The organism is Gilvimarinus algae, assembly GCF_030518215.1.
Lineage (GTDB): Bacteria > Pseudomonadota > Gammaproteobacteria > Pseudomonadales > Cellvibrionaceae > Gilvimarinus > Gilvimarinus algae.
The window spans coordinates 598,012-617,288 of record NZ_JAULRT010000062.1; the positions used below are offsets into that span (position 1 = coordinate 598,012).

Genomic DNA, 19,277 nt, shown 5'->3' on the forward strand with positions numbered 1-19,277 from the left:
TTAGTGGGCCTGCCGTTCAAATTGCGTAAGGTAAAACGCAAGCTCTTCGCCAATGGCGGTTTGTATGGCTTCGGCGCTGCGAAAGCCGTGCCCTTCGTCGGCGAAGGTGACGTAGCGATTGGCAATGGCTTTTTCTTCCAGAGCGGCCACCATGGCCTCGGCTTGCGCCGGAGGAACGATTTTATCCTTTAGTCCCTGCAGAAAAATCACCGGGCAATTTAACCGGTTGATGTGATGGATGGGGGAGCGCTCGCGATAGAGCGCTTCGCTCTCGGGATAGGGGCCGATGAGGGAATCCAGGTAGCGCGATTCAAACTTGTGGGTGTCTTCGGCCAGAGCGGTTAAATCACCAATGCCGTAGAGGCTGGCGCCCACGGAAAAAGTATCGGTAAAGGTCAGCGCTGCCAGTACGGTGTAGCCGCCCGCGCTGGAGCCGCGAATGATCAACCGGTCTTGATCGGCCAGCCCCTCGTTTACCAAATACTCAGCCCCCGAGGCAACGTCGATGACATCGCTTACTCCCCAGTTGCCCTTGAGTCTGTCGCGGTACTTGCGGCCGTAGCCAGTGCTGCCGCGGTAGTTCACATCGAGCACGGCAAAGCCGCGGGAGCTCCAGAACTGCACTTTGTAGTTGAGCGAGCTGGAGGTGGCGCCGGTTGGCCCGCCGTGACACACCACCACTAATGGTGGCTTGTCACCCTCGGGGGCGCGAAACTCGGGGTTGGTGGGCGGGTAGTAAAAACCGTGGCAGGTTTCGCCATCGCTGGTGGCGTAGCTCACGGGCCAGGGCTCGGCGAGATAGGCTGGGTCCACATGGGCGGGCTGCGAGCGGCGCAGCTGCTGCATGGGCGGCGCGGCTTTGTGGCCAATGGACTGCCCGAGCAGGTGATACAGAATACTTGCCCGCTGGGCGTTGGCACCGAGAAAGACAACGTGCTCGTCATTGGCGGTGATGGCACTGATCTCGGTTAGTGGGCTGGTCAGTTCGCTGAAGCGGTAGCGCCCGTCGGTCTTTTGTCGGGTGACGAGCCCCAGTGACCAGGTGCCATCGCGGGTAAAGGTACAGATGATTTTATCGTCCGATAGAAACCCGTAGGTGGACATGCCAAACACCCATTGTGGGGTGGCAAATTCCGCTTCCTGGCGGGTGACCAGGCGGGCCCGCTCGCCGTCGGCGACATACAGGTTCCACCAGTTGCTTTTATCGCTGACGTAGTAGAGTTCGCCGCCGGGGCTCCAGCTCGGCTGAAAAACCGATTCCGTGTCTGAGCCGGCAATCACGCGGCTCTGGGTGATTTTTCCATCCTGATCCAGTTCGGCGAGTGACAGGTGGGTGCCGTCCCAGGGCATGTTTGGGTGGTTCCAGCTGAGCCACAGCAGTTGCTTGCCATCCGGGCTCAGGCGCGGGTTGCTGTAAAAGTCCGCGCCGCTGGCGAGTACCTCCACAGGTGCTTTGCCGGTGATGTCGATGGCAACCAGCTCACTCTTTTCTTCTCTGCCCTCGCGGGTGTGATCTTCGCGCACGGCAATCAAGCGTGAGCGTCGAATGTCCAGGCAAAAATCGGCGTAGCGGTAGCGCTCTTGTCCGGTGATGGGGGCGGGCGTCAGGGAGTGGCCCTGTTTCAGGGGAATGCGGTAGAGGCGCTCGTCGGCATCAAACACGGCGTAGACAGCATCATCGCTGGCGATATAGGCGCCGCCGCCGTATTCGTGGGCGCGGGTACGAACACTGACGCTGGCATCGAGCAGCTCGCGCGGTTCGCGGCCCAGCTCCTGGCGCATGAGCACATTGCGCCCGCCCTCATCGGGTCGCGATTCCAGCCAGTAAACCACATTGCCGCACAGCTGTGGCTCGGCGAGGCGCATGCTGTTGGCCGTTAAGGTCTCAGGGGTGATGGGCGATTGCCAGTGGCCATAAGGGGCGGTTTGCATAGAGTGTTGATCGCTCATAGGGCTCGCGTTGTCTGAATTGGGCTCCAAACACTAACGATTGTGGTGCGGCCGCGCAAGTGTTCGCTTGCCGGACTTTGGGGGCTGGGGTTTAATGCCCGCATGAGTGAGTCTCCTGTCAATACGCAATCCGAAGCGGCGACTTTGCCGGCCCTTCTGGCCCGCGAGCTTGCCGGCTTGGACCTAGCTGGTCGCTGGTTGGTGGGGCTGAGTGGCGGTGTCGACTCAGTGGTGCTTTTGCACGCGCTGCTTGCCACCGGCCCGACGCAACCGGTGGTGGCGGTGCATGTCAATCACGGCCTGTCCTCCTTGGCCGATGAGTGGGAGGCACACTGCCGTGCGCTTTGCCAGGCGTGGGGCGTAGCACTCGAGATCCGGCAGCTGCACTTGGGCGAGGGTGGCAGTGGTATAGAGGAGCGAGCCCGCCTGGCGCGTTACGGTGTTTTCCGCGAACTGATGCAGCCCGCTGACGCTCTGTTGTTAGGCCATCACCGGAGCGATCAAGCAGAAACCGTGTTGTTTCGTTTGATGCGTGGCGCCGGTGTACGTGGGCTCGCTGCTATGGCCAGTCATCGGCCTCTGGCCGGGGGCCGGTTGCTGCGCCCGCTGCTTTCACTCGGCCGCGAAGCCATAGAAGCCTACGCCAAGGCGCAGGGTCTGAGCTGGGTGGAGGACCACTCCAATACCGATACCGACTTCGACCGCAATTATTTGCGTCACAAGGTGCTGCCTTTGCTGGCGGCGCGCTGGCCAGAGGCCGAGCGTCAACTGGTGCGCACCGCGGAACACTGCCGCGAAGCCGATGCTTTGCTGGCCGATTTGGCCGCGCTGGATTTAAGCGCCTGCGACGAGCAGCCGGCGGCGCTCGGCTTTAGTGTTAAGCGTTCGGCGCTACAGGCGCTGACGCCCAAGCGCCAGCGTAATTTATTGCGCCACTGGTTGTTGCGGCGCTGCGGTCAATTGCCGGGGCATCAGGCTCTGGCCGATATCGACAGCCAGTTGCTGCGTGGCGACAGTCACAGCGCCTGCATTGGTTTGTCCTGGTGCCAGCTGCGGGTTTATGGCGGCCGTCTGTTTGCACTGGACCTGCAGCGCCAGTGGCAGCCGAGCGCCGTCGAGCCCACCTTGTATTGGGTGGATTTGGCCGAGCCTTTGCGCCTGCCCGGCGGCGATGCCTTGCAGTTTGGCCCGGCAAGGGTGGGGGCGGGCCTGGCCGAGCGCTTTTGCGCGAGTAGCGCTGAGGTTCGCTGGCGTAAGGGGGGAGAGCGCTGTCATCCGGCGGCTCGCGGGCACTCGCAAACCCTGAAAAAGCTGCTGCAGGAGTACGACCTGCCCACTTGGCTGCGCAGCCGCGTCCCTTTGCTTTATCTGGACGGTGAGTTGGCGGCGGTAGGGGATCTCTGGGTCTGCCGCGAGTTTGCCGCAGCGGTCGACGAGCCGGGTAGGCCATTGTGTTGGCAGCTGCCCTAAACTGGCCTTTGCGGCAAGTTTCGATTGAGCCTTGGGGGCCTTTCTGGTATTCTGGCGCCCCATCTTAAGAGCACTTCTTGAGCCACTGCTGCGGTACTTTTGCACCGCCGACAGCCACGGATGTGCGCCGAGTGAGTGGGGCTCCAAGTCTGCTCATTCTCCCCGATTTCTCTAACGCTTAAGCTCAACAAGGCTATACATGACGCGCTATATATTTGTTACCGGTGGTGTGGTTTCGTCGCTGGGCAAGGGCATTGCTTCGGCCTCTCTCGCGGCCATTTTGGAGTCTCGCGGTCTTGCGGTCACCATTATGAAGCTCGACCCTTACATCAACGTCGATCCCGGGACCATGAGCCCCTTCCAGCATGGCGAGGTGTTTGTCACTCAGGACGGCGCCGAGACCGACCTAGACCTCGGTCACTACGAGCGGTATATCCGCACCAAAATGACCCGCCGTAACAATTTCACCACAGGCCGCGTCTACGAGACAGTGCTGCGTAAAGAGCGCCGTGGCGACTATCTGGGTGGCACCGTCCAGGTGATTCCCCACATTACCGACGAGATTAAACGCAGAATTCTAGAGGGCGGCCGCGATGTGGATGTGGCGCTGGTGGAAATCGGCGGCACCGTGGGTGACATTGAGTCCCAGCCCTTTCTCGAGGCCGTGCGCCAGCTGAAAGTCGAACTGGGCCCGCAGCACGCCATGTTGGTGCACCTGACACTGGTGCCCTACATCGCCACCGCCGGCGAAACCAAAACCAAACCAACCCAGCACTCGGTGAAGGAGCTGCGCTCCATTGGTCTGCAGCCCGAGGTGTTGTTGTGTCGCTCGGAAGTGGCCATTGATGACGACTCGCGCCGCAAGATCGCACTTTTTACCAACGTGCCGGAAAAAGCCGTGGTACCCGTGCCCGATGCCAACACCATTTACGCCATACCGCGCATGCTGCACGAGTATGGTCTGGACCAGATTGTGGTGGATTACCTCAACCTTGAGTGCGGCCCGGCGGATTTGTCCGAGTGGGACGCGGTGGTCGATGGCAAACTCAATCCGGAGCAGGAAGTCACCATTGCGATGGTCGGCAAGTACATGGACCTGCTGGACGCCTACAAGTCACTCAACGAGGCGCTGACTCACGCCGGTATTCACACCCGCACCAAGGTGAATATTGACTACATCGATGCCGAACGCATCGAGGAAGAGGGCATCAGTGTGCTGCAAAACGCCGACGCCATCCTGGTGCCCGGCGGCTTTGGCAATCGCGGCGTAGAGGGCAAGCTTGCAGCGGTTCGTTACGCACGGGAAAACAAAGTGCCGTATCTTGGTATTTGCCTCGGTATGCAGTCGGTGGTGATTGAATTCGCGCGCAATGTCTTGGGCCTGAAAGACGCCAACAGCACCGAGTTTGACCGCCACTGTAAGGACCCAGTGATTGGCTTGATCACTGAATGGGTCACCGCTGACGGCGATGTGGAAAAGCGCGATGAGAAATCCGACCTCGGCGGCACCATGCGCCTGGGGGCGCAGGAGTGTCGTTTGGTCAAAGACTCCAAGGCCCGCGATATCTACGGCCAGGATGTGATCGTCGAGCGTCATCGCCACCGCTACGAAGTCAACAACAATTACGTAGATCAACTACAGCAAGCCGGTTTGAAAATCGGTGGCTGGTCCAGCGATGACACTCTGGTGGAGGTGGTGGAGATTTCAGATCACCCCTGGTTTGTGGCCTGTCAGTTCCACCCGGAGTTTACCTCCACGCCCCGTGATGGCCACCCGCTGTTTACCAGCTTTGTTGCCGCTGCCACCAAAGCACGCACGTAAAACTGTGCCCGGCGCTGCCGGGCGCCTCATACAAAGAGATACATTGAGTGAGCACTAAAACCGTAAGTGTCGATAACATCGATATTGCCAACCATCTGCCGTTTGTCCTGTTTGGCGGCATGAATGTGTTGGAGTCGCGCGATCTTGCCCTGCGCGTGGCCGAGGCCTATGTCCAGGTGACCGAAAAGCTCGGCATTCCCTATATTTTCAAAGCCTCTTTTGATAAAGCCAACCGCTCTTCCATTCACTCTTTCCGCGGCCCAGGCATGGAAGAGGGTATGAAGATTTTTCAGGAAATCAAAGACACCTTTAAAGTGCCGGTGATTACCGATGTGCATGAGATTGACCAGTGTGCGCCTGTGGCTGAGGTGGCGGATATTATCCAGTTACCGGCGTTTTTGGCCCGGCAAACCGATCTGGTGCGTGCTATGGCAGAAACCGGCAGCGTGATCAACATTAAAAAGCCACAGTTTCTGAGCCCCGGTCAGATGAAAAACATTTGCGAAAAGTTTCGCGAGTGCGGCAATGACAATCTGATTTTGTGCGACCGCGGCAGCAACTTTGGTTACGACAATTTAGTGGTGGATATGCTCGGCTTTTCCACCATGAGAGAGGTGAGTGGTGGGGCGCCGGTGATTTTTGATGTGACCCACGCGCTCCAGTGTCGCGACCCAATGGGTGCGGCCTCCGGCGGGCGTCGCCATCAGGTGGCAGAACTTGGCCGTGCCGGTATGGCCGTCGGCCTTGCAGGGCTTTTTCTCGAAGCGCACCCTGACCCGGATAACGCCCGCTGCGATGGCCCCAGTGCCCTGCCGCTGGATAAGCTCGAACCCTTTTTAACACAAATGAAAGCGATTGATGAGACAGTAAAGTCTTTTCCCGAGTTGGACATTCGCTGATTTTTCCCTGAATTTGAAACGACAATTGGAGCATTTACCCCAATGAGCAAGATAGCTGATATTAAAGCCTTTGAAGTTCTGGACAGCCGCGGTAACCCCACCGTCAGCGCTGAAGTGATTCTGGAATCCGGTGTGGTGGGCTCTGCCTGCGCTCCCTCTGGGGCCTCTACCGGCTCGCGCGAAGCGCTGGAGCTGCGAGATGGCGACAAGTCCCGCTACCTGGGCAAGGGCGTTCTGAAAGCCGTCGGTAATATTAACAACACCATCAAGCCCATCCTGGTGGGTATGGATGCGGCCGACCAGCGCGCGCTGGATAACGCCATGTTGGAGGCCGATGGCACCGAGAACAAATCAAAGCTGGGCGCCAATGCTATCCTGGCCGTCTCTTTGGCCGCTGCCAAAGCAGCCGCTGCCGACAAAAAAATCCCGCTGTACCAACACATTGCCGAAGTAAACGGCACGGCGGGTAAGTACAGCATGCCTGTACCGATGATGAATATTCTCAACGGTGGTGAGCACGCTGATAACAACGTGGATATTCAAGAATTTATGGTTCAGCCAGTAGGCGCCAAATCGTTCGCCGAAGCTTTGCAAGTGGGCGCTGAAATTTTCCATGCGCTTAAGAAAGTATTAAATGAAAAAGGTTTGAACACCGCGGTGGGTGACGAGGGCGGTTTTGCACCCAACCTGCCTTCTAATGAAGAAGCACTCTCAGTGATCGGTACTGCTGTGGCCAACGCTGGCTACAAGCTGGGCGAGGACGTTACCCTGGCTTTGGATTGCGCCGCCTCTGAGTTCTACAAAAACGGCGAGTACAACCTCTCCGGCGAAGGTAAAACCTTTAACTCGGAAGGCTTCAGTGACTACTTGGCTGATCTAACCGCCAAATACCCCATCATCTCTATCGAAGATGGACTGGATGAGAGCGACTGGGAAGGCTGGGCGTACCTCACCAAAGTGTTGGGCGATAAAATTCAATTGGTCGGTGATGACCTGTTCGTTACCAACACCAAGATTTTGAAAGAGGGCATCGAGAAAGGAATTGGCAACTCGATTCTGATCAAGTTCAACCAGATCGGCTCTCTGTCTGAAACACTGGACGCCATCAAAATGGCGCAGGATGCCGGCTACACCGCGGTTATTTCACACCGCTCAGGCGAAACCGAAGACACCACAATCGCCGACTTGGCTGTCGCCACTGCGGCGGGCCAGATCAAAACCGGTTCTCTGTGTCGCTCGGATCGCGTTGCCAAGTACAACCGCTTGCTGCGCATTGAAGCCGAGCTGGAAGGCAAGGCGCCATACAAAGGCCGCGCAGAATTTAAAGCCTAATAAGGCTCGCTGCACAAAAAGCCCCGCTAGCGGGGCTTTTTTATGGCTCAGATAAAATCAAGTTAAAGGTCTTATCGGCAATCAGCTCGCCGTCAATGGCAAGGGTAATGCGCCAGGGGCCAGCTTTGTTTTCCACCGGCGCCCAAATGGTGTCGCCGATAAAAAAATTCCAGTCGTTCTGGCGGATGTACTCTTCACCGGCAAAGGGCGCCAGCGGCTGGCCGTCTTCATCGGGAATCTTGGGGTGGTAAATGCAATACTGCAGTTTGCGGTTTTTTGCCTTTTTGATGGTGACGGTGTAGCCGAACTCAATGCCTAGTTCGCAGGGTATGTCGTGAGTGACCTTGATCAGCTCGGGCAGCTCTTTTGAGCCGTGTTCCCAAGGGGTGTAAATGCCCCAGTGGTTGATGCGGACTTCGGGTTTCTTCTTGGCCATGGTGTCGGGTGATTTGCAAGGGGCGGCCATTCTACCAGCGCTGTGCCTTCGCTTGTAGTCAGCCGCCAGGTGGTGCGCTAAACTGCCGACTATGAAATGGTTGCTGGCAATTCTTATCGCCGTCTTTGTGGGGCTGCAATACCGGCTTTGGGTCGGAGAAGGCAGTTATGCCCACAAAGTGCGGCTTGACGATGAAATTGTCCGGCAGGAGGCGGAAAACGACCGCCTGCGTGAACGCAACCGGGTGCTCGCGGTGGAGGTGGACGATCTGAAAAGCGGCCACGAGGTCATTGAGGAGCGCGCGCGCAGTGATATGGGCATGGTAAAAAAGGGTGAGACCTTTTTTATGACCCAAAAGCAACAGTGATCCCCGATGAACACACCCTCTTCGTTTTGGGCGGTGGTGCCCGCCGCCGGTATCGGCAGCCGCATGGCGGCCGCTCTCCCCAAGCAGTACCTGGAAATCGCCGGCAAGACCATTCTTGAGCACACCATTGAGCGCCTGCTCTCGGTCGAATCCATAGAAAGGGTGGTGGTTGCCCTACACCCTGAGGACGTTCACTGGAACAAACTCGGCTGCGCCTCGCACCCGCGAGTCTCCGCCGTTACCGGCGGCGCCGAACGCGCCCAATCGGTGGCCCTGGCACTGGAGTACATCAAAGGCTGCGCCGCGCAGGACGTTTGGGTGCTGGTTCACGATGCCGCCCGCCCCTGTGTGCGCATCGAGGACATTCAACGCCTGATGGCTGCGGGAGAAGGGGCGCTGCTGGCCGCGCCCATCAGCGATACGGTTAAGCGTGCCGAGAGAGCTCAGGTGATTGAAACGCTCGATCGCCAGCAGCTCTGGAGCGCCATGACCCCACAGATGTTTAGCCTTAACCAATTACACAGCGCCCTCACGAGCGCGGCCGCCAAGGGCCAGCCTGTGACCGATGAGGCCAGCGCCATTGAGTTTGTCGGCGGGCGTCCTCGGTTGGTTGAAGCCAGCCGCGACAACATTAAAGTGACCAGGCCGGAAGATCTGGCTCTGGCCGAAATGATACTGACACGGCAGCGGGAGGAGTAGCGCCATGCGAATAGGGCAGGGCTTTGATGTGCACGCCTTCGGGCCCGGCGACAAAGTGATCATTGGCGGTGTGGTGATCCCGCACAGTCAGTCACTGGTGGCGCACTCCGATGGCGATGTCTTGCTGCACGCCCTTTGCGACGCTCTGCTGGGCGCTTGCGGGCTGGGTGATATCGGCCACCATTTCCCCGACACCGACCCCCACTACAAGGGGGCCAACAGCCGGGAGCTTCTGCGTATGGTGTATCAAAAAGTGCGCGCAAGCGGGTGGCAGCTCGAAAACGCCGATATGACCATTATCGCTCAGGCACCGAAAATGGCGCCCTACATTCGTGCCATGGGCGAGGCTATCGCCAGCGATCTCCAGTGCGCAGAAGCGCGAATCAACGTAAAAGCCACCACCACCGAAAAGCTCGGTTTTACCGGTCGGGGTGAAGGTATTGCCGCTCAGGCGGTCGTCTTGCTCTCAAGCATCGGGTGATCCATTGACCAGTTTTGATCTGAACTTTCCCTGCGCCTTCGGCGCGCCAGTTGGTACCGCCGGTTTTCGGGTGGCCAACGAAGATTTTTTTGTGGATGAGGCGCTTGGGTTTGTGCCCGAGGGCGCCGGCGAGCATGTGCTGCTGCAACTGGAAAAAAACGGTGACAACACTCCCTGGCTGGCCCGCCAGATTGCGCGCCTTGCGGGTGTAGAGAGTCGCGATGTAGGTTATTGCGGCCTGAAAGACCGCCATGGTGTGACACGCCAGTGGTTCAGTGTCTACTTACCCAAAGGCGATGAGCCCGATTGGTCAGCGCTTAACAGCGATACCGTGACGCTGCTTCAGAGTGCTCGCCACCGGCAGAAGCTCAGGCGCGGTCAGCATCAGTGCAACCGTTTTCGTATCCGCCTGCGCGATATTGATGGCGAGCGTTCAGCGCTGGATGAGAAGCTGAGCCGCATCGCCGAGCGTGGTGTGCCCAATTACTTTGGCGAGCAGCGTTTTGGCCTGGACGGCGGCAACCTAGAGGCTGCCGAGCGCATGCTGGTTGCGGGTAGCAAAATTAAAAACCGGGAGAAGCGCTCTATGGTGCTCTCCGCCGCGCGCTCCTGGCTTTTTAATCAGGTATTGGCCGCGCGAGTCGTTCGGGGCGATTGGGCTCAACGTCTGCCCGGGGATCCCCTAGAGGGCGTCTACCCGAGCGGGCCCTTGTGGGGGCGTGGCCGCTCGCTGGCGAGCGATGATACCCGGCAGTTGGAGACTGAGGTGCTAAACACCTGGCAAAGCTGGTGTGAGCCGCTGGAGTTTACCGGCCTGACACAGCAGCGGCGCAGCTTGGTGAACGTGCCCGAAGCACTCAGTTGGGCGTATGACGGCGCCGATCTAGAGTTGCGTTTTTCTCTGACTACCGGTGCTTACGCAACCGCCCTGGTACGCGAGTTGGTCCACCCCAGATCCGGCACCTGAGCCCTGGGATTATGCTATAGTGGCCCGACAAAAAAGAGGGCCAGAGTCGTGATTTGGACGAACTTGGGCGCTAACAGGGGTGAACGGTGAGTAATTTAATTCTTGAAGGGGTGGGCATGACATCCCTGCGCACGCGCGAGCGACTGGTGCAGCGTCTGATGGAGCAGGGCGTCAGCGATTTTCGCGTACTGGATGTGATTCGCAACACCCCCCGCCACCTGTTTCTCGACGAGGCGCTTTCTCACCGCGCCTACGAAGATTCTGCCCTTCCCATCGGCTACGGCCAGACGCTGTCTCAACCGTATATTGTCGCCCGCATGACCGAGATTTTGCTCGGCGCCGCCGGCGGCCGCCTGAGCCGCGTGCTGGAAGTGGGCACCGGCTCAGGCTATCAAACTACGGTGCTGGCCCAGCTGGTCGATCAGGTGTACAGCGTTGAGCGCATCAAGCCTTTGCAGGACCGGGCGCGCGTGCGTTTGCGCGAGCTGGGCCTGCGTAACGTCCAACTTTCTCACGCCGATGGTGGCTTTGGCTGGCCGGAAAAAGGGCCTTTTGACGGCATTTTGAGCACGGCCGCGCCCCAGTATGTCCCCGAGGAGCTCAAGCACCAGCTCGCGCCCAATGGTGTGCTGGTGATTCCGGTGGGTGGGCAGCAACAGAGCCTGTATTTGATAGTTCGCGATGGTGACTCGGATAGCTTTCACACCCAGGAGCTTGAGCCTGTGCGTTTTGTCCCTCTGCTATCGGGTACGGCGCGCTGATGTTGAAACGCTGGTTGGACTCCTACGCACTGATTACCTTGAAAGGTATGGCCATGGGCGCGGCCGATGTCGTGCCCGGGGTCTCAGGCGGTACCATCGCCTTTATTACCGGTATCTACGAGCGTCTCCTGTTGGCGCTCAAGTCTTTCACGCCTAAGGCTCTGGTGATTCTCAAGCGCGAGGGGTTTGCGGCTTGCTGGCAGCATGTCGATGGCACCTTCCTGGTCTCGCTCTTCGCCGGTGTTTTGCTCAGCATTGCCGGCCTTTCCCATGGTATTGTCTACGCACTGGAAAACTACCCCTTGCAAGTGTGGGGCTTTTTCTGCGGCTTAATCCTGGCGGCGAGCGTCTACATCGCGCGCTCATTGGACCTCTTGCACAGCAAAACGCTATTGGCGATTGGGGCCGGTGTACTGGTCGCCCTGCTGGTGGCCGTACTCCGGCCAGTGGACGTGCCGGTCAATTCGGTGACGGTGTTTTTAGCCGGCGCTATCGCTATTTGTGCCATGATCCTGCCGGGTGTCTCCGGCAGTTTTTTGCTGCTGATTATGGGAATGTACCCGGTCATTATCCAGGCGGTAACGGAATTGAACCTGACTATTCTCAGTTTGTTCTTGGGTGGTTGCGTGCTCGGCTTAATGGCGTTTTCCCATGTACTTTACTGGCTGTTGCAGCGCTTTCGCCAAATAACCTTAGGTGTATTGACGGGTTTTTTAGCCGGCTCTTTGATTATTGTCTGGCCCTGGAAGCGGGTGGTTGAAACCCGTGTCGATCGTCATGGCGAAGTGGTGCCTGTGGTGCAGGAAAATGTGTGGCCCTGGGTGTACGAAGCTGCCAGTGGTAGCTCATCGCAGTGGCTGGAAGTCACCGCCATGGCAGTATTGGGAATTGTGTTGGTTCTTGTTCTCGAATACGTGGGTGGGCATGCGCAGAAACGCGACTTATAGTATAGGTGACCATATTTCCAGTGTGTCCGAAAGTGGCTTTTTTTCGGCATTATTTAAGATAATTTTTTAATAAACCCGGATCGTTAATCGCAAAAGTAAATAAGCTGTTTGAATTGGCGTGCCCTACAGTGGAGCACTGAATGTTGACCGGTTGGTTGAGCAGACATTGGCGTCGAATCGCACTGTTTGGAATATTGAACAGTGCTCTTCTGGTGGGTTGTGCGTCGGCGCCACCGGCGCGAGTAGCCGATCGCGAGCAGCCGCCCACGCGCAAAATTCAGGTGCATACTGTCTCCTCCAATGAAACCCTTTACAGTATCGCCTGGCGCTATGGTCTGGATTTCCGCGAACTGGCGCGACACAACGGCATAGGCCCCCCCTATACCATTTATGTATCCCAGCAGTTGCGGCTGGATGTGAACGATGCCTCGCGGCGCCGGCCACCGCCGGCCATCGCCTCCCGGACCCAAGCGCCTGCCGCGGCGCCTGTGAGCTCACCGACATCCGCGAGCCGAACTCCCAGCCGAAGCACACCGACAACCCCACCGGCGAGCTCATCAACCCGTTCTGAAAACAGAACACCTGCAAACAGCACCGCTGAACCCCCGCCGATGCTCAGTGGGCCGGTAAAATGGCGCTGGCCGGCGTCGGGTCCTGTGATTGCGGGGTTTAGTTCAGCGGGGGGCTTGAACAAGGGTATTGATATTGGCGGCAAATTGGGGGAGCCTGTGGTTGCAGCCGCGAGTGGGAATGTGGTTTACGCCGGTTCGGGGCTGCGAGGGTACGGCAAGCTGGTGATCGTCAAACACAACGAGACCTATCTGAGTGCCTATGCACACAACCGAGTGTTGATGGTACGTGAAGGCGAAAGTGTTAAAGCCGGTCAACAGATTGCCGAACTAGGTTCTAGCGGTACCGATAAAGAGAAATTGCATTTTGAGATAAGGCGCGATGGAAAGCCGGTGAACCCCTTAACGTTTTTGCCCAAACGTTAGTGTTAACCACAAAGTTTCTGAGCCACTGTCTTTAAAATGACACCTACAGGAAGTAGCTATACGGGTACCGTTTGAGTTGCTAACGGCCGGTAACACACTTACCGGATGGGATCCATAAGGGGGCCTGACCATGAGAGTAGAAAACAGGGAAACAAGCAGCAACCTTGACCGTGATGAATTTGTACTGGCCCAAGGCGTAGACGCTGAAGACAGCGAACTCGCCCTGGACGATAACCCCAAACCCTCCAAGACGCGCTCCGCGCGCAAACCTGCTGCATCCGGCCGGCTCCCCGGCGACAACAGCACCATGGATGCCACCCAGCTCTATTTAAACGAAATTGGTTTTTCGCCTCTGCTGAGCGCTGAAGAGGAAGTCTACTTCTCTCGCCGTGCGCGCAAAGGCTGCGAGGCCTCGCGCAAACGCATGATCGAAAGCAACTTGCGGCTGGTGGTAAAAATCTCTCGCCGCTACGTCAATCGTGGCCTGGCACTGTTGGATCTGATTGAAGAGGGCAACCTCGGCCTGATTCGCGCCGTGGAAAAATTTGATCCCGAGCGCGGGTTTCGCTTCTCTACCTATGCGACCTGGTGGATTCGTCAGACCATAGAGCGGGCCATCATGAATCAAACCCGCACGATTCGCCTGCCGATCCATGTGGTGAAAGAGCTCAACGTCTACTTGCGCGCGGCTCGCGAACTCACGCAAAAGCTGGATCATGAACCCACCGCTGAAGAAATCGCCACCATGCTGGATAAGCCGGTGGCCGATGTAGAGCGTATGCTTGGGCTCAATGAACGGGTGACCTCGGTGGATACCCCTATCGGCAATTCTTCTGACCGCACGGTGGTCGATACCATCGCTGATGCGCACGAATCCGACCCGGCGTCGCTGATGCAGGACGACGACATCAACGCCAGTCTGGACCACTGGTTAGACGATCTGAGTGAAAAACAGCGCGAAGTGCTGGCCCGCCGTTTTGGTCTGCGCGGTCACGAGGTGAGTACTCTGGAAGAGGTGGGCAAGGCGATAGGCCTCACCCGCGAGCGGGTGCGCCAGATTCAGGTGGAAGCGCTGCGTCGTCTGCGCGACATTCTGGAAAAGCAGGGCCTGAACAGCGAGTGCTTGTTTAATCCTTGAAGAGCGAATCGCAAGGCATAAAAAAACCGCGCACAAGCGCGGTTTTTTTATGGGCAAAACGTTGCTTTATCGCTCGAGGTATTGCAGCTTGCCCTCGACACCGTCCCACTGCTCGTGGTCTTCAGGTGCGTCTTTTTTCTCGGTGATATTCGGCCAGACTTCGGCCAGCTCTGCGTTCAACTCGAGGAATACCGCCTGCTCCTCGGGCAGCTCGTCTTCGGAGAAAATGGCATCCACCGGGCACTCTGGCTCGCACAGGGCGCAATCGATACACTCGTCCGGGTGAATCACCAGAAAATTGGGGCCTTCGTAAAAGCAGTCGACTGGGCAAACTTCGACACAGTCGGTGTGTTTACATTTAATGCAGTTTTCCCCAACTACAAACGTCATTGTGCAGACTCCACGGTTACCAGTGCTGAATAAAGGGGGGCATTTTACAGCGAGGCCGGGGTTAAGTCTATTCGAAAGCCGCCCTCAGGGGCACTCTCCGACGCCGGGCAGAGAGTGAAAATCATTATTATTTACAGGGACTTAAGGCGGTACAGGGCCTCAAGTGCCGCTCGGGGACTAAGGTTGTCCGGGTCGATATCTGCCAGGGCCTCCACGGCCGGGTGCGTGGCACTGTCAAATAAGCCGCCCTGCAGGGGTGCACTGGGCGCCGGAGCGACCGGGGCCAGGCTGTGGTGGTTACCGCTTTCCAGGTTGGCCAGTTGCTTTTCCGCACTGACGAGCACCGGCGCGGGAATACCTGCCAGGCGTGCGACCTGAATGCCATAACTCTTGCTCGCCGGTCCGTCCTGCACCTTATGCAGAAAGACAATACTGTCTTTGTGTTCAGTAGCGCTCAAATGCACATTGGCAATGCCCTCGATGCTCGCGGGCAGCTCGGTCAGCTCGAAGTAGTGTGTGGCAAACAGGGTAAAGGCCCTGACGGTTTCGGCCAGGTGCCGGGCGCAGGCCCAGGCCAGAGCCAGGCCGTCAAAGGTACTGGTGCCGCGGCCGATCTCATCCATCAATACCAGGCTGCTTGGGGTGGCGTTGTGTAGGATGTTGGCGGTTTCGGTCATTTCCACCATAAAGGTCGAGCGACCACCGGCGAGATCGTCAGACGATCCGATGCGGGTAAAAATCCGGTCTACCATGCCAATGGAAGCCGAGGCAGCCGGTACAAAGCTGCCCACATGCGCGAGCAGCACGATCAGGGCCGTCTGGCGCATGTAGGTCGATTTGCCACCCATGTTTGGCCCGGTGACGATCAGCATATGCCGCTCGCGGCTAAAGTGCAGATCGTTGGGGACAAAGGGGCCATCGAGCACTTGCTCGACCACCGGGTGACGGCCGCCTTCAATGATAATGCCGGGCTCGGGTGTCAGCGCCGGGCAGTTCAGCTCCAGCGTCACGGCGCGCTCGGCAAAGTTGCACAGCACATCCAGCTCGGAAACCGCGGCGGCCGAGTCCTGTAGTTCAATCAGCTGAGTATTCAGGGTTTCCAGCAGTGCTTCATAGAGCGCTTTTTCACGGGCGAGTGCGCGGCTTTTCGCGGACAGCGCCTTGTCTTCAAATTCTTTTAATTCCGGGGTGATAAAGCGCTCGGCATTTTTCAGTGTTTGGCGGCGAATATAATCCGCCGGTGCCTGGCTCGACTGAGCCCGGGTGAGTTCAATGTAGTAACCGTGTACTCGGTTGTAGCCCACTTTCAAGGTGTTGATGCCGGTGCGCTCGCGCTCGCGAGTCTCGAGATCCACCAGATACTGACCGGCGTTTTCGCTGATGCTGCGCAGCTCATCCAGTTCGGCGTCATAGCCCTCGGCGATAACACCCCCGTCGCGGATCACTACCGGCGGATTTTCGACGATCGCCTTGTCGAGCAGCTCCACCAGTTCGGGAAAGGTGCTGATGTGCTCTGCCAACTGTTGCAGACGCGGGCTTCGGCACTGCGCCAGGGCCGACTGCAATTCGGGGTAAGTGGCCAGTGAGAGAAACAGCCGGGACAGATCCCGTGGCCTTGACGAGCGCAGGGCGAGGCGGCCGAGAATGCGCTCCATATCGCCAATGCGCTTGAGTTTGTCCCGCACCGGCTCGAAGCGGTAGTTGTCAGCCAGTACACCGACGGCATCCTGGCGTGCTTGCAAGGTGGCCAGATCGCGCAGCGGCCGGTTTAGCCAGCGGCGCAACAAGCGAGAGCCCATGGCCGTCGCGGTTTTATTGAGTACCGCAAAGAGCGTATTGTCATCGCCGCCGGTCAGGTTGATGTCAATCTCAAGATTGCGGCGGGTGGCAGAATCCATGGCCACGGCTTCGTCGCGGTTTTCGTGAGCGAGGGTGCGCACATGGGGTAGGGCGGTGCGCTGGGTTTCGCGCGCGTAGCTCAGCAGGCACCCGGCAGCGGCAATGGCGGTTTGCAGGTGGTCGCAGCCAAAGCCGGACAAATCCTTGGTGCCAAACTGCTGGGTCAACAGCCGTTCGGCGGTCTCCAGCTCAAACTCCCAGGGGCCGCGGCGGCGCAAGCCCTTGCGGTTCTCCGTCAGTTCGGGCAGGTTCAGCTCATCGCTGATCAGCAATTCGGCCGGGCTCAGGCGTTGCAACTCGCTGGCCGCCGCCTCCAACCCATCCACCTGCAGCACCAAAAACCGACCGCTGGCCATATCCAAAGAGGCGATGCCAAAGGTTTCCTCGCGCCGGTGCAAGGCCACCAACAGATTGTCCCGCCGCTCATCCAGCAGTGCTTCATCGCTGACCGTGCCCGGCGTTACAACCCGCACCACCTTGCGCTCCACCGGCCCCTTGCTGGTGGCCGGATCGCCAATTTGCTCACAGATGGCCACCGACACACCGGCGCGCACCAGCCGCGCCAGATAACTCTCCGCCGCGTGATAGGGCACCCCCGCCATGGGAATCGGCTCCCCGGCAGACTTTCCACGCGCTGTCAGCGTGACGTCGAGCAGCTCCGCCGCCTTTTTGGCATCGTCAAAAAACAGCTCGTAAAAATCGCCCATCCGATAAAACACCAGCTCATTGGGATGCTCCGCCTTGATTTTGAGGTATTGCTGCATCATGGGGGTGTGCTGGTCTGCTCGTGCTGATAAGGCCATAAAGTCTTGTCTGAGTCGTTAAGAGGCTGGAAATGACCCATATTCTACGGCAATTTACTCTTAGCCTAAAGGCGGTGAAAGCCGGTGGCCGGGGGCAGATAGGGGAAAATGTGAGATCAATTACCCAGTCAAGTAACGTTCAGCTTGTCGTTGCAGACATCATGTTAAGCCGGTAAGTCTTATGGTAAACTGCTTCCTCAAACGGATGATCACTTGCTTTTGGACGTAGGGTGCTTCAGGGATAGCGACACATGGAAAGAATAGCTTTTATTGGACGACTTTTTTTCAAGAATGAAATTCCATTCACGCTCTATCGCGCCTTCTTTTTTGTTTTTATCTCTTTTCTGCCCGTATTTGCTTGGTCCAATCCTTTAACTGGCGCAGATTCGGGTTATTGTCCAGCAGGGCAGGTAAGCTCTACCTCTAGACCCCAGAGAGCACTGGATTATTCCTGTGCTATCACCTTCGCTTCACTTTCCGATGACCTCGATAGCTATCAGCTGATCGACTCTAGCTCCGGGACAAACCCGCCAGTCTCGGGCGGCTGGAAAATACCAGTAAGCAAATTCAGACAAGCGAGTTTTTTGCAGGGGAGGCGCTTGTTGGTTATCCAAGAATCTTTCAGAAGAAGTGCACTGTCGCGTATTTGTCAACTAAGCCGTGAAGCTGATCTGGATATCAGCGTGGCTGTTGGCAAAGGGTGGCCCCCAGAGATTCAAAGGGCGCTCTACCCGAGCCTTGAGCTTTCAGCGAATGAGCTTTTCCTGGAGTACCACTTGGGTGATCTTGACTTAGTGGCTTCATCCCCCGGTGTGTCACGCCAGTTGATGTCGATTGGCTTATCAAATCATCGGCTTCAGGACGGAATGACGTACCTAAAAGCCAGCAAAGGCGCCTTTTCAGCACCCATAGTAATAATAAGTGATCCATTTAATATGGAGCCAAAATCTGTTTCGAGAAAATCTGGTGCCTATAGTGTAGAGGGCGGAGTACAAGCTCTGGCAGCCTACAACATGGATGCAAAAAAAACACATCAAGGGCAATCGGGAAACCGTAATGATTTCAGTTGTGCGGTCCAGTAAGTGGTGCCTAATCGCGCTAATGGCCTCAATAGCAATATGTGCGGTCATTTTTGTCTTAGATACACGGCAGGATGATGATCCAGATTGGAGAGAGAAATCGCTACGTTTCAGCTTTTTGGTAGAGAATAAGACAACCGAATTTCTACCGAAAACAATGTTTAAATTTTTGGTGCCTTTGGAGATCGAAGGGCGCCAAGGCCTCATAGGTTTAGACTCTGATCAGTCTTTGGAAATAGAGGTTCAAGAAGGCAATGCCAGGTATGCCCGGGTTTTACTGCGAGAGTTTAAACCTTATGAAAAGCGCGTCGTTAAGGTGGATATCAAGGTGCGCCTTGCGAAGAGCCCCCCCCATTCGGCAGTGCCGTCTGATGAATACCTGAGCAATGAGAGCTATATAGAGGCCAGCCATCCACTTGTTAGATCGGTGGTAGCAAAAGAGGATTTTGTGGGGCCGCAGGAAATCTATTCATGGGTTTCGCAGCGCATTCAAAAAGACGCTTACACCCTTTTGCCAAAAGGCGCTGTCTGGGCATTGAGTCGGCTACATGGTGACTGTACAGAGCACATGTTTTCTTTTATGGCGCTTGCCAGAAATAGGGGTATTCCGGCTAGAGGAGCTGCCGGCTTAGTAAGCCGGAATCGGGTGCATAGGGTGTCTGGCAGCGATTTTCACAACTGGGCAGAGTACTACGGCGGCGATAGATGGCGTATAGCTGATACCTTTTCAGAGGTGTTTGACGAACACTACGAAAGCTATGTGCTGTTAAATTTTTATAAAGGTGAAATCGCCCCCTTCGTTCAAGCCGACGATGGCTTGGCGGTGCGGCTTTAAGAATCAA

At 57.3% G+C, this 19,277-nt stretch carries 18 protein-coding genes; 14 read left to right on the forward strand and 4 right to left on the reverse strand.

The genetic code is table 11. From position 1 onward, the window contains the following. Positions 1–1,950: a S9 family peptidase gene (locus QWI16_RS17495; RefSeq protein WP_302715154.1), complete on the reverse strand. Its 1,950-nt coding sequence runs from the start codon at positions 1,948–1,950 to the stop codon at positions 1–3. Positions 1,951–2,052: 102 nt separating this feature from the next. Here QWI16_RS17495 and tilS point away from each other — a divergent pair, with 102 nt between their 5' ends. The 4 genes from tilS (at position 2,053) to eno (ending at position 7,473) form a co-directional block, all read left to right on the forward strand. Further along, positions 2,053–3,420, forward strand: a complete 1,368-nt coding sequence (gene tilS, locus QWI16_RS17500) for a tRNA lysidine(34) synthetase TilS (protein WP_302715156.1) — start codon at positions 2,053–2,055, stop codon at positions 3,418–3,420. A 199-nt stretch (positions 3,421–3,619) separates the two neighbouring features. After that, a complete protein-coding gene (gene pyrG, locus QWI16_RS17505) occupies positions 3,620–5,242 on the forward strand; it encodes a CTP synthase (protein WP_302715159.1) in 1,623 nt (540 codons plus the stop codon). A 47-nt stretch (positions 5,243–5,289) separates the two neighbouring features. After that, positions 5,290–6,141: a 3-deoxy-8-phosphooctulonate synthase gene (gene kdsA / locus QWI16_RS17510; RefSeq protein ID WP_302715161.1), complete on the forward strand. Its 852-nt coding sequence runs from the start codon at positions 5,290–5,292 to the stop codon at positions 6,139–6,141. Positions 6,142–6,183: 42 nt separating this feature from the next. Next, positions 6,184–7,473 carry a phosphopyruvate hydratase gene (eno, locus tag QWI16_RS17515; RefSeq protein ID WP_302715163.1) on the forward strand — a complete coding sequence of 430 codons (1,290 nt, stop codon included), beginning with the start codon at positions 6,184–6,186 and terminating at the stop codon, positions 7,471–7,473. A gap of 40 nt (positions 7,474–7,513) precedes the next feature. Here the strand turns inward: eno and QWI16_RS17520 are convergent, their stop codons facing one another. Then, positions 7,514–7,939, reverse strand: coding sequence for a DUF3859 domain-containing protein (locus QWI16_RS17520; RefSeq protein ID WP_302715165.1), 426 nt, complete (start codon positions 7,937–7,939; stop codon positions 7,514–7,516). A gap of 61 nt (positions 7,940–8,000) precedes the next feature. On the opposite strand from QWI16_RS17520, the gene ftsB reads away from it, so the two are divergent. From ftsB to rpoS, 8 genes are all read left to right on the forward strand, one after another. After that, entirely contained in the window at positions 8,001–8,276 is a 276-nt protein-coding gene (gene ftsB / locus QWI16_RS17525) for a cell division protein FtsB (RefSeq protein WP_302715168.1), read from the forward strand. Between the two features lie 6 nt (positions 8,277–8,282). Then, positions 8,283–8,975, forward strand: a complete 693-nt coding sequence (gene ispD / locus QWI16_RS17530) for a 2-C-methyl-D-erythritol 4-phosphate cytidylyltransferase (RefSeq protein ID WP_302715171.1) — start codon at positions 8,283–8,285, stop codon at positions 8,973–8,975. 4 nt (positions 8,976–8,979) lie between these two features. Next, on the forward strand, positions 8,980–9,456 hold the full coding sequence (ispF, locus tag QWI16_RS17535; RefSeq protein ID WP_302715173.1) for a 2-C-methyl-D-erythritol 2,4-cyclodiphosphate synthase: 477 nt from the start codon (positions 8,980–8,982) through the stop codon (positions 9,454–9,456). 4 nt (positions 9,457–9,460) lie between these two features. Next, positions 9,461–10,423: a tRNA pseudouridine(13) synthase TruD gene (gene truD, locus QWI16_RS17540; RefSeq protein WP_302715175.1), complete on the forward strand. Its 963-nt coding sequence runs from the start codon at positions 9,461–9,463 to the stop codon at positions 10,421–10,423. A gap of 116 nt (positions 10,424–10,539) precedes the next feature. Beyond that, positions 10,540–11,184 (forward strand): protein-L-isoaspartate(D-aspartate) O-methyltransferase, encoded by a 645-nt coding sequence (locus tag QWI16_RS17545; protein WP_302715606.1) that lies wholly within the window; start codon positions 10,540–10,542, stop codon positions 11,182–11,184. Then, complete coding sequence (locus tag QWI16_RS17550; RefSeq protein ID WP_302715177.1) at positions 11,184–12,131, forward strand: DUF368 domain-containing protein; 948 nt, start codon at positions 11,184–11,186, stop codon at positions 12,129–12,131. Before QWI16_RS17545 ends, QWI16_RS17550 begins: the two co-directional genes overlap by 1 nt. 140 nt (positions 12,132–12,271) lie before the next feature. After that, on the forward strand, positions 12,272–13,126 hold the full coding sequence (locus tag QWI16_RS17555) for a peptidoglycan DD-metalloendopeptidase family protein (protein ID WP_302715179.1): 855 nt from the start codon (positions 12,272–12,274) through the stop codon (positions 13,124–13,126). A 130-nt stretch (positions 13,127–13,256) separates the two neighbouring features. Continuing rightward, positions 13,257–14,264: an RNA polymerase sigma factor RpoS gene (rpoS, locus tag QWI16_RS17560; RefSeq protein WP_302715181.1), complete on the forward strand. Its 1,008-nt coding sequence runs from the start codon at positions 13,257–13,259 to the stop codon at positions 14,262–14,264. A 66-nt stretch (positions 14,265–14,330) separates the two neighbouring features. Here rpoS and fdxA read toward each other — a convergent pair whose 3' ends face one another. Together fdxA and mutS are read right to left on the reverse strand one after the other, a co-directional pair. After that, the gene (gene fdxA, locus QWI16_RS17565; RefSeq protein WP_302715182.1) at positions 14,331–14,654 is read right to left on the reverse strand and encodes a ferredoxin FdxA; all 324 of its coding nucleotides are present in this window, start codon (positions 14,652–14,654) and stop codon (positions 14,331–14,333) included. 131 nt (positions 14,655–14,785) lie between these two features. Beyond that, positions 14,786–17,356 carry a DNA mismatch repair protein MutS gene (mutS, locus tag QWI16_RS17570; protein ID WP_302715184.1) on the reverse strand — a complete coding sequence of 857 codons (2,571 nt, stop codon included), beginning with the start codon at positions 17,354–17,356 and terminating at the stop codon, positions 14,786–14,788. A gap of 251 nt (positions 17,357–17,607) precedes the next feature. On the opposite strand from mutS, the gene QWI16_RS17575 reads away from it, so the two are divergent. Next, the gene (locus QWI16_RS17575) at positions 17,608–18,438 is read left to right on the forward strand and encodes a hypothetical protein (protein ID WP_302715187.1); all 831 of its coding nucleotides are present in this window, start codon (positions 17,608–17,610) and stop codon (positions 18,436–18,438) included. After that, positions 18,413–19,270 (forward strand): transglutaminase-like domain-containing protein, encoded by an 858-nt coding sequence (locus QWI16_RS17580; RefSeq protein ID WP_302715189.1) that lies wholly within the window; start codon positions 18,413–18,415, stop codon positions 19,268–19,270. Before QWI16_RS17575 ends, QWI16_RS17580 begins: the two co-directional genes overlap by 26 nt. Positions 19,271–19,277 lie beyond the last annotated feature (7 nt).

Excerpts from the sequence above, each read along its gene's own strand:
- QWI16_RS17495 (WP_302715154.1), bottom strand. The coding sequence starts at position 1,950 with ATGAGCGATCAACACTCTATGCAAACCGCCCCTTATGGCCACTGGCAA.
- tilS (WP_302715156.1), top strand. The coding sequence starts at position 2,053 with ATGAGTGAGTCTCCTGTCAATACGCAATCCGAAGCGGCGACTTTGCCG.
- pyrG (WP_302715159.1), top strand. The coding sequence starts at position 3,620 with ATGACGCGCTATATATTTGTTACCGGTGGTGTGGTTTCGTCGCTGGGC.
- eno (WP_302715163.1), top strand. The coding sequence starts at position 6,184 with ATGAGCAAGATAGCTGATATTAAAGCCTTTGAAGTTCTGGACAGCCGC.
- QWI16_RS17520 (WP_302715165.1), bottom strand. The coding sequence starts at position 7,939 with ATGGCCGCCCCTTGCAAATCACCCGACACCATGGCCAAGAAGAAACCC.
- ftsB (WP_302715168.1), top strand. The coding sequence starts at position 8,001 with ATGAAATGGTTGCTGGCAATTCTTATCGCCGTCTTTGTGGGGCTGCAA.
- ispD (WP_302715171.1), top strand. The coding sequence starts at position 8,283 with ATGAACACACCCTCTTCGTTTTGGGCGGTGGTGCCCGCCGCCGGTATC.
- ispF (WP_302715173.1), top strand. The coding sequence starts at position 8,980 with ATGCGAATAGGGCAGGGCTTTGATGTGCACGCCTTCGGGCCCGGCGAC.
- QWI16_RS17545 (WP_302715606.1), top strand. The coding sequence starts at position 10,540 with ATGACATCCCTGCGCACGCGCGAGCGACTGGTGCAGCGTCTGATGGAG.
- QWI16_RS17550 (WP_302715177.1), top strand. The coding sequence starts at position 11,184 with ATGTTGAAACGCTGGTTGGACTCCTACGCACTGATTACCTTGAAAGGT.
- QWI16_RS17555 (WP_302715179.1), top strand. The coding sequence starts at position 12,272 with ATGTTGACCGGTTGGTTGAGCAGACATTGGCGTCGAATCGCACTGTTT.
- rpoS (WP_302715181.1), top strand. The coding sequence starts at position 13,257 with ATGAGAGTAGAAAACAGGGAAACAAGCAGCAACCTTGACCGTGATGAA.
- fdxA (WP_302715182.1), bottom strand. The coding sequence starts at position 14,654 with ATGACGTTTGTAGTTGGGGAAAACTGCATTAAATGTAAACACACCGAC.
- mutS (WP_302715184.1), bottom strand. The coding sequence starts at position 17,356 with ATGGCCTTATCAGCACGAGCAGACCAGCACACCCCCATGATGCAGCAA.
- QWI16_RS17575 (WP_302715187.1), top strand. The coding sequence starts at position 17,608 with ATGGAAAGAATAGCTTTTATTGGACGACTTTTTTTCAAGAATGAAATT.
- QWI16_RS17580 (WP_302715189.1), top strand. The coding sequence starts at position 18,413 with ATGATTTCAGTTGTGCGGTCCAGTAAGTGGTGCCTAATCGCGCTAATG.